Here is a 9,075-nt window from a genome sequence, read left to right on the forward strand (position 1 = left end):
CGGTCGCGCTGGCCGCCTTCGACCGGGGCGCCCAGGCGTTGGCCGCCGGGATCGCCGCCACCGCCGCCCTGGTCGACCTCCAGCGGGTGGTGGTCGGCGGCGGCGTCGCCACCGCCGGGGAGGTGCTGTTCGCCCCGCTCGCCCGCCACCTGGACCGCTACGCCGCCCTGTCCTACGTCCGCGGCCTGGACGTGCGCCGCGCCGAACTCGGCACCGACGCCGGGCTGATCGGCGCCGCCGCGCTCTGCCGCTGACCGCCCTGGCCCGCCCTGACCCACCCTGACCCGCCCTGACCCACCCTGACCCGCCCTGACCGCCCTCCTCGGAGACCACGGCATGCCGCCCTACGCCCTGCTCCACAACCCGGTCCGCCACTACCCCTGGGGCTCCCCCACCGCCATCCCCGCCCTCACCGGCAGCGCACCCGACGGCACCCCGCAGGCCGAGCTGTGGATGGGCGCCCACCCCTGCGCCCCGTCCCGGGCGGCCGGCCGACCGCTCGACGCGCTGATCGCCGCCGACCCGGACGGCCTGCTCGGGCCCGCCACCGTACGGCGGTTCGGCCCGGCGCTGCCGTTCCTGTTCAAGGTGCTGGCCGCCGACCGGGCGCTCTCCCTCCAAGTCCACCCGACCCGCGCCCAGGCCGAGGCCGGGTACGCCGACGAGCAGGCCCGGGGCATCCCACCGGCCGCCCCGGAGCGGGTGTTCAAGGACCGCTCCCACAAACCCGAACTGCTCTGCGCCCTCGGCGACTTCGAGGCCCTCTGCGGCTTCCGCCGGCCGGCCGGCACCGCCCGGCTGCTGGACGCCCTCGGCGTACTCGCCCCCTGGTCCGCCACCCTGCGCGAGCGGCCCGCCGCCGAGGCCCTGCCCGTCCTGCTCCGGGAGGCACTGACGGCCGAAGCTCCCCGACCCGCCGACGCTCCCGAACCCGCCGACGCTCCCCGCCCCGCCGACCGGCGCCGGCTCTCCGAGGATCCCCAACTCGCCGCCGTCACCGAGGCCTTGCGCCGCACGGCGGCCTCCGACGGCCCCTACGCGCAGACCTGCGCCGCCTACGCCCGGCTGGCCGAGGAGTACCCCGGCGACCGCGGGCTGCTCGCCGCGCTGCTGCTCAACCACGTCCGACTCCGCGCCGGGCAGGCGCTGTACCTGGACGCCGGGGTGCCGCACGCCTATCTCCGGGGCACGGGCGTGGAGTTGATGGCCAACTCGGACAACGTGCTGCGCTGCGGACTCACCACCAAGCACGTCGACGTGGACGGACTGCTGGCCGTCACGTCCTTCCGCGCCGCCGAGCCGGTCCTCCTCACCGCCCGCCCACTGAGCGGCGTGGAAGCCGAATTCCCCTCCCCCGCCGAGGAGTTCCGCCTCTCCCGGCTCCGCCCGCCGGTCACCCCCGTCCGCGTCGAGCTGCCCACCCCGCAGATCCTGCTCTGCGTCGCGGGCCACGCCCGGCTGCACGCCCCCGGACACCCCGGCCTGGACCTGCCCCGGGGCGCCTCCGCCTACCTGCCCCCGGGCGCCGGACCGGTCGAACTCACCGGCTCGGGCGCGGAGCTGTTCCGGGCCACCACGGGCCGCTGAAGCCCGATGCGCCGCCCAGGCGGGCAGCGGGTGGCCGAAGCCCGATCCGCTGTTCAGGCGGGCAGCGGATGGCCGAACAGCAGGTCGTAGCCGTCCGGCAGCTGCTCGATCACCCGGTCGATCATTTCCCCGGGGACGAGGTCGGTCAGGGTGCTCAGCACCGCCCCGATGTCCCACTGCGCCGTCGCCGTGGTCGCGCCGTCGATCCAGCCCACCACGGCCTCCACGAAGCGCTCGGCGGTCAGCGGCTCGGCGGCCGGTCCGGTGTCCCGGAGCAGCGAGGCGTACGTCCCGGGCAGCGCGTCGGCGAGTTCCATCCGCTCCGCGCCCACCAGGTGCTCGCCCAGCAGGCCGAGCACGACCCGGGCGGCGTGGTCCGCCTCCGCCGCGCCCCGGTACTCGCCGCGCTCCACGACGCGGGCGAGGAAGTCCTCCCAGGAAATCGTCATCGCGTCCTCCTTCCGGCCTGCGGGACCGGGCCGGGCCGGCGGCGAGGCTCCGCGGGCCTGCCTCATCTCAGCCCGTGACCGCCGGGGGACGTACCGGTTCCCGTGCTGCTCAGGGTACTGCGGTCCGGCCGGGGCGATGCCCGTCGGTGCGGGCGGGGGCCCGGTCCCGAACGGAACCTTGACGACGGATGCCGAGCGGGGAGGCGGGGGGAGGGGGTGCGGGAGGCTGGAGGCCGGACCGACGGATCGACGCCGTTGTCGATCACGCCGCCGGCCCGCGCCGTCACCGGCACGGGAGCCCACGCAGTCGGCGGGGGGTCAGCCCGCCGAGGTACGGCACCGCCGGCGCGGGCCCCGCGGCGAGCCCAACCCGCCACCGAACCGGGCCGGCACCCGCTGCGTCGGCGCCGTCGACTTCGCGGCTGCGACGGCGGCGGAGGCCGCGGCAGCGGCCCGGCCGTCGCCACGCCCCGTGTCCGAGGCCGCTCCGGCCGCCGAGACCGACATAAACGCCGACAGAAAGCGCCGCTCGTTCTGGCTGAGTTTGCGCGAACGCCCGGATTCCCGGTCCCGCGCGACCACCACGGTCCGCGCCCGCATAAATGTGAGCGGATCGCGGCAGACATTCACCTCGACGTGCGCGGAACTCCGCCCGAGGTGCTCCACCGTCAGCCGCACCGACAAAGGCTCGGGGCGGTGGTGCAACTGTTCCAGGTAATCGATTTCATGCCGGGCGATAATGAATCCCGACGGGAACAGCGATTGCCGGACGGCGGTCACGTGGTGGCGGAACAGGTCGTGAATCCCCTCCTGGATGTAGCCGACCAGCCGGGCGTTGTTGATGTGCCCGTTCTCGTCGACGTCGCTCCACCTGGTGGGGCAGGACAGCACGTGCGCGCCCGAGTGCGGCGCGCTCACTGCTGCGTCAGCCCGGCGCCGGCGCCGGTGGGGAGCAGCGCCCGCTGCAACCTGGCATAGTAGCCGGACTGTTCGGCCGCCATCCGGGCCGCCGTCCAGCCCTCCTCGGCGGCCTCGGCGGCCGCCTGGACGACCAGGCTGTCGAGCATCATGTCGACCGACCGGCAGAGTTCGGCGACTGCGGCGAGCCGTTCGGTGACATCCGCCGCGCCGGCCGCGTTCCGGGCCGGAAAGGCCGCCAACGAGTCGACCGCGAGCTGCAGATCGTCGATGGCGTCCGACCGGATTTCCTCCGGGGAATTCCGCATGCTTTTCTCCAGGACCAATTCGGGCCGTTTACGGCCCGGTAGCTGACGTTCGAATACACCCTGATCGGTGTCGGCCCCCCGACGGCTTCGACGCTATCCCAGTCGGCGCGGGTCCGCAGATGGTTTCCGGACGGCGACGGGAAACTGACTTCCATCGGAGTAGTTTGCGGGGGTACACAATATGCCCCATCAGCCGAACGCGGTAAGCAGAACGGGTGGTATCGCCGACCCGCCGAGCAAGATCGACTACCGTCCGTCACAGATCTGCTACCAGCCACCGCCGCGCGGGGTGCTCAGCCAGAACCGGCCCGGCTCCGCCGGCACGGGCGCGAGGTCGATGGCCGCCGCGCCCCGGAGCCGTTCCCGTTCCAGCTCCCGGCCGCGGTCCCGGTCCCGGTCCCGGTCCCAATCCCGGTCCCGGTCCCGCGCGGAGCGTCAGTGCCGCCCGGACACCAGGTCCGCCACCCGGGCGATCGGCGAGGTGGTGGCCCGCCCGGCCGCCTCCTGCCGGTCGGCGGCGTGGTACGCGGCGTACATCGCCCGCACCCCCAGCCAGCGCAGCGGCTCCGGCTCCCAGCGCCGCACCGAGTGGCCCACCCAGGGCAGCCCGGTCAGCTCGGTGTCCCGCCCCAGCACCAGGTCACGCAGGGTGCGGCCGGCCAGGTTGGTGGTGGTCACCCCGCTGCCGACGTACCCGCCCGCCCAGCCGAGCCCGCTCGCCCGGTCCAGCTCGACCGTCGCGCACCAGTCCCGGGGGACGCCCAGCACACCGGCCCAGACGTGGTCGATCCGGGCCCGCGCGGCGCCCGGGAAGAACCGGTCCAGGATCCGGCGCAGTTGGCGCACGGTCTCCACCTGGGTGCCGCCGTCCGAGTCCGTCCGCGAGCCGAAGCGGTACGGCACCCCGCGCCCGCCCAGCGCGATCCGGTCGTCGGCGGTCCGCTGGGCGTACATGTACGCGTGCGCGAAATCCCCCAGCACCTCCCGGCCCTGCCAGCCGACCTCCGCCCAGAACTCGGCGGGCAACGGCTCGGTGGCCACCATCGCCGAGTTCATCGGCAGCCAGGTGCGCCGCTCCCCGCGCAGCCCGGCGGTGAACCCCTCGGTGGCGCGCAGCACTTGCCCGGCGGTCACGGTGCCGTACGGGGTGACGGCACGCGGTCGGCGCCGGCCGCCGCCCGGCAGGATCGCGCCGACCGGAGTGGACTCGTACACCTCGACTCCCAAGCCCCGCACCACCCTGGCCAGGCCCCGGGCGAGCTTCGCCGGCTGGATCCGGGCACCGTACGGGGACCAGGCACCGCCGAGGGTGCCCGCGACGCCGATCCGCTCCGCCGCCTCCTTCGCGCCGAGCCGCTCCACCCGGCCGTCGCCGTAGCCGCGCTCGGCCTCCACGTACGCCCGCAGCCGCTCCAACTGCGGTCTGCTCCGCGCTACTTCGAGCACGCCGCCGGGCACGATGTCCGCGTCGATCCGCTCGGCGGCCGCCGTCTCGACGACCTCCCCGACCGACTCGTCCATCACCCGCTGCATCGCCACCGCGCTGCCGAGCCCGTACGTCCTCGCGAAGGCGCCACGCCCCGCGAAGCCGTTGTACAACCACCCGCCGTTGCGCCCCGAGGCGCCGTAGCCACAGAACCGGCGCTCCAACAGGGCGATCCGCAGGGAGGGTTCGGCCTTCTTCAGGTAGTAGGCCGTCCACAGCCCGGTGTACCCGCCGCCGACCACGCACACATCCACGTCCCGGTCCCCCGGCAGAGCGGGCCCCGGCTGCGGAACCCCGTCCGCCGCGTACCAGAACGACACCCCACCGTTGACCGCCACCACCGGAACCTCCCACACCGTCGCCGACCTGCCCGGACGCTACTCCGGGCCGCTCACCACGGAACACCCGCACACTGCCAGGATCCGGCCACCGGACCAGCCACCCTGTCAGACCTCCAGCAGCTCCAACACCCGCGCCCAGTCGTACGATCCGGGCACGAACTCCGCGACCCGCACACCCATCCGCCGCAGCCTGGTCAGGCTCTCCCCGTACGCCGGATGCGCCGCCTGCGCGGCGCTCAGGCACGGCTGCACGGCCACCGGAATCCCCCACCCGTACGACTCGCACAGGATCCCCAACGCGAGCGTGTCCGAGATCCCGGCACTCCACTTGTTGATCGTGTTGAACGTGGCGGGCGAGACCACGAGGGCATCCGGATCCGGCAACGGCCGAGGATCCCCCGGCCTCCGCCACGCGGAACGGATCGGATACCCCGTCTGCGCCTCGATCGCGCCGGCGTCGACGAACCCCATCGCCAGCGGAGTCGCCACCACCCCGACCTCCCACCCCCGCCCCTGCGCAGCGGAGATCAACTCCCCCACCCCACCCGCAACCCCCGCCGCACACACGACCACGTAGAGCATCGGCATTCCCCGAACTCCCCTCTCACCACCACCACGCCGACCATCAGGCCCTCCACGCTAGCCACCCCCGCACCGGACCGGTGATCCCGCATCCCTCACTCACGATCGAGGCACCACGAGATCCGCATGAACGGTCTTCCCGAAGGCTTCGACGGTGGCTCCCCACCGCCCGCCCGTCAGCTGGTCGATCAGAGCCATCCCCCGATGACACTCCTCATCCTCACGAGCCACCATCACCACGGGCAGCGCACGGGCCCCGTCCCGCACCGCCAACCGCACCGTCCGGTCCGTGACCCGCCGGATCGTGACGGTCATCCGAGTCAGACACCCCGTCCTCACCGCATTGGCGACCAGCTCGCTGATGATCGGCTCAGCGGCGTCAACGAGATCCAGCAGCCCCCACTCCTCCAGCTTCTCCCGCACCATCCGACGGGCCTTCCCGGCCGACTCCGGCCGGTACGGCAGCATCACGGTCGCCGGCCTCGACACCCGCTCGTCAATCAGAAGCCCACTCGTCATCGACAACAGCCCCTCGGCCATCGGAATCTCGAACCGAAGCGCTGCGGGAGACGGCCCTCAGACCACCGACCAAAGCAGCGCGTGACCAGTGAACGACAATGCGTTACCGTCGACCAGAGCAGACCTGCGGCACTTTCCAGGCGTTTCCCAGGCGTCGCAGGTGCACGGCTGGGAACGATGACGTTCGTGGAACGGGGACGGATGAGCAGCAAGCGCGATCTGTTCGCTCGAAGGCGCCGGGAGCTGGGCTACAGTCAGGAAAGGCTCGCTGCCGATCTCGGGGCCGCCACTTCCACTGTCACCCGCTGGGAGTGCGGCCACGCCGACCCCCAACCTCAACAGAGGCTGAAGCTTGCAGCGCTCCTCAAGGTCACCACCTCGGAGCTGGACGGATTCCTGAATCCGCTGCCCAAGGCACCAATTCGCCCGACGGTCCCCACGCCCATCGACGAGAGTGACGACATGAAGAGACGCGAGGTCCTCGGGCTACTTGCGGCGACGGGGGCCTTGATCACGCTCGCCTCTGGTGAGAGCACGACCGCATCAGCAGCTTCCGTTCCATCCCCCGACGCCGATGACCTGGTGAACGCACATCTTTGGCGGGTTTTCTCGGCATCCCGGAACAAGCAGGCGATCTACCCTCTGGTGCGACACCGGCTGGGAGTTCTCGCAGCCGGGCTCCGCTCAGTCAGTTCCGGCGACGAGCGGAAGCAGCTCTGCGGGCTGGCGGGAGACCTCTATCAACTCGCCGGTGAGATCCTCTTCGACGCCAATCGGTACACGGACGCCGCGCAGTGCTACACCCTCGCCGCAGCCGCCGCCCGCGAAGCATCGAAGCACGACCTCTGGGCCTGCGCATGGACTCGTCACGCCTACATCGAACTCTCCGAGCGTCGATTCGCCATCGCCGAACCGATCCTCGCCGCAGCGTCGCGAATCGCTCGGCGAGGGGACGATCAACTCTCCACCCGTCACTGGGTCGCCGCCGTCCAAGCCCAGGCCTACGCCGGCCTCGGGCAACTGGAATCCTGTGCCCGGGCGCTGGCAGAGGCAGAGCAGGTGCGCGATCCGACCGGCCCGATGCAGAACGGTGGCTGGTTGCGGTTCGACGGCACCCGGCTCGCCGAGGAACGCGGCACCTGCTACCTCGCCCTCGGCCGACCGGACCTTGCCGAGCAGTCCTTGCGTAGCGCGCTGGAGATCGGTCTCTCGCCGCGACGTCGCGGCGCCGTCCTGGCTGAACTCGCCGCCCTCAGCGCGCATTGCGGCGACATCGACCAGGTCGTCCACTTGAGTGCGGCGTCCATGGCTCTCGCCGACGAGACCGGATCCGGCTACATCGCAAAGAAGCTAGACGGGCTCAAGCCACATCTCGCACCTCTGATGAAGGACGCCCGGATCGCAGAGCTTCATGACCACATCTCAACGCTCCAGCAGGCTGCCTGACGAAAGGAATCCCACATGACCGAGGATGGCCGGATCTTCCGCGAGGCCTGGATCGCCGGGGTGCGCAAGCACTTCCCGGGCGAGCCCAAGCCCGGCTACGTCGCGCCCTGGGACGACACCCCCGCATGGGAACGGCAGTCCGCCGCAGCCGTGTTCGGGCAGGTCCGCGACTTCGTCACGGTCAGCGGCGGCGGCACCGCCAAGCTCAGCCGGGAGCAGAAGGGCCGCTTCGTCGCCCTCTGCTGGATCGCCCAGATCCACAGGCACATCGACGACCCCAAGCCCGGCTACACCGCCGACTGGGACGACCTGCCGAAGTGGCAGCAGCAGACCGACGCCGACATCTTCGAGGCCATCGAACGCCACCTCTGAGCTCCCGAGCCCGGCCCGCGCCTGCGGCATCCGCAGGCGCGGGCCCACGGCCAAGGTGTCCGTCCACCGGGCGCCGCCAGGACCACCCGGCGCACCGCAGGGGCCGCCCGTGAGGTCGACCGGGCGATGAGCGAGCATGGCGACCGTGGTGCGCCGTCCGTCAGCGACGGCCGTCTGCGGGATCGGGGAGGTCCGGGTGTACTCGGTGGTGCGGCGGCTCTCCGTCCGGATGCGGGCGGCGATCGCTTCCGCGCTGGCCTCGGTGCTGGCGTTCGGGCTGGCGACGGTCTGGGTGAGCGACGCGGTGCGCGCGCAGTGGCTGCCGGCTGCCGAGGCCCGTGCGGTGGGCGATGCGGCGCTGTTGCAGCAGGCCGTCACGGCGGGCCTGGGCTGGAAGGGGCCGCCACCGTTCGAGGGCTATCAGGACTCCGCGTACGTGGTGCTCTTCGAGGACGGCTCGTGGGCCAAGTCGCCTCCGGGTGGACCCGGCGGCCCGGCGCTGCACCGCGGGCGGCGAGCAGGTGCGGCTGACCGCCAAGGAGTTCGGTGTGCTGGAGTGCCTGGCCCGGCGGCCCGACCAGGCGATCCCGAAGGGGGAGATCCTGGACGCGGTCTGGGACAGCGCCTTCCGGGGCGACCTCAACATCGTCGAGGTGTACGTCTCCGCGCTGCGCCGCAAGCTCGCCCGTACGGCGGCCCGGTGCGAGATCGAGACGGTCCGCGGCATCGGCTACCGCCTGGTCCCGCTGCGCGGCGCCGCCGCCGGTGCCGCGCATCCACCGCCGGCGGCGCCCGTCAGGAGGGCAGCCGCGCCGGGGTGACCACCGAGGGCGGTGAGCACTGCGGGGAGGTGCGGCAGACGGTCAGCGGCCGGGGGTTGACGCCGTCGAGGACCTGGACGGACCACAGCACCGGGTAGCTGCCGCCGCAGATGCCGCAGGTCGGGGACGGCGGCGCGGTGAAGCCTTCGGGCGGCGGGCCGAAGCCGGGCAGGGCGGTCGGCGGCGTCGTTACCGGGGCGGCGGCCGGCATCGGCGGGACGGCGGGCGGCGCGGGGAAGGCCGGGC

11 protein-coding genes and 1 pseudogene are annotated in these 9,075 nt (G+C 72.8%); 5 read left to right on the forward strand and 7 right to left on the reverse strand.

From position 1 onward, the window contains the following. Together BG452_RS22735 and manA are read left to right on the forward strand one after the other, a co-directional pair. On the forward strand, positions 1-254 hold a 254-nt coding region (locus BG452_RS22735; protein ID WP_188306196.1), incomplete at its 5' end, for an ROK family protein. Positions 255-336: 82 nt separating this feature from the next. Continuing rightward, the gene (gene manA / locus BG452_RS22740) at positions 337-1,587 is read left to right on the forward strand and encodes a mannose-6-phosphate isomerase, class I (RefSeq protein WP_188306197.1); all 1,251 of its coding nucleotides are present in this window, start codon (positions 337-339) and stop codon (positions 1,585-1,587) included. 53 nt (positions 1,588-1,640) lie between these two features. Here the strand turns inward: manA and BG452_RS22745 are convergent, their stop codons facing one another. The 6 genes from BG452_RS22745 to BG452_RS22770 form a co-directional block, all read right to left on the reverse strand. Next, positions 1,641-2,036: a DUF2267 domain-containing protein gene (locus tag BG452_RS22745; RefSeq protein ID WP_188306198.1), complete on the reverse strand. Its 396-nt coding sequence runs from the start codon at positions 2,034-2,036 to the stop codon at positions 1,641-1,643. Positions 2,037-2,354: 318 nt separating this feature from the next. Beyond that, entirely contained in the window at positions 2,355-2,954 is a 600-nt protein-coding gene (locus BG452_RS22750) for an acyl-CoA thioesterase (RefSeq protein WP_188306199.1), read from the reverse strand. Next, positions 2,951-3,262 carry a hypothetical protein gene (locus BG452_RS22755; protein ID WP_188306200.1) on the reverse strand — a complete coding sequence of 104 codons (312 nt, stop codon included), beginning with the start codon at positions 3,260-3,262 and terminating at the stop codon, positions 2,951-2,953. Before BG452_RS22755 ends, BG452_RS22750 begins: the two co-directional genes overlap by 4 nt. Before the next feature lie 435 nt (positions 3,263-3,697). Next, the gene (locus BG452_RS22760) at positions 3,698-5,089 is read right to left on the reverse strand and encodes an NAD(P)/FAD-dependent oxidoreductase (protein ID WP_188306201.1); all 1,392 of its coding nucleotides are present in this window, start codon (positions 5,087-5,089) and stop codon (positions 3,698-3,700) included. Between the two features lie 105 nt (positions 5,090-5,194). Beyond that, positions 5,195-5,677, reverse strand: a complete 483-nt coding sequence (locus tag BG452_RS22765; protein ID WP_188306202.1) for a flavoprotein — start codon at positions 5,675-5,677, stop codon at positions 5,195-5,197. A 93-nt stretch (positions 5,678-5,770) separates the two neighbouring features. Then, entirely contained in the window at positions 5,771-6,211 is a 441-nt protein-coding gene (locus tag BG452_RS22770; protein WP_188306203.1) for an ATP-binding protein, read from the reverse strand. A 180-nt stretch (positions 6,212-6,391) separates the two neighbouring features. Between BG452_RS22770 and BG452_RS22775 the strand changes: the two genes are divergently transcribed. The 3 genes from BG452_RS22775 to BG452_RS22785 all read left to right on the forward strand — a co-directional run bounded on the left by BG452_RS22775 (position 6,392) and on the right by BG452_RS22785 (position 8,829). Then, entirely contained in the window at positions 6,392-7,636 is a 1,245-nt protein-coding gene (locus BG452_RS22775; RefSeq protein WP_188306204.1) for a helix-turn-helix domain-containing protein, read from the forward strand. 15 nt (positions 7,637-7,651) lie between these two features. Then, on the forward strand, positions 7,652-8,008 hold the full coding sequence (locus tag BG452_RS22780; RefSeq protein ID WP_188306205.1) for a hypothetical protein: 357 nt from the start codon (positions 7,652-7,654) through the stop codon (positions 8,006-8,008). A 479-nt stretch (positions 8,009-8,487) separates the two neighbouring features. Then, complete coding sequence (locus tag BG452_RS22785) at positions 8,488-8,829, forward strand: winged helix-turn-helix domain-containing protein (protein ID WP_411292996.1); 342 nt, start codon at positions 8,488-8,490, stop codon at positions 8,827-8,829. On the opposite strand, the pseudogene BG452_RS22790 reads toward BG452_RS22785, so the two are convergent. Beyond that, positions 8,804-9,075: pseudogene (locus BG452_RS22790) on the reverse strand (hypothetical protein); the annotation flags it as partial. The gene BG452_RS22785 and the pseudogene BG452_RS22790 sit on opposite strands and share 26 nt — an antisense overlap.

Origin of the sequence: Streptomyces sp. CBMA123, assembly GCF_014596465.1 — a bacterium.
GTDB lineage: Bacteria > Actinomycetota > Actinomycetes > Streptomycetales > Streptomycetaceae > Kitasatospora.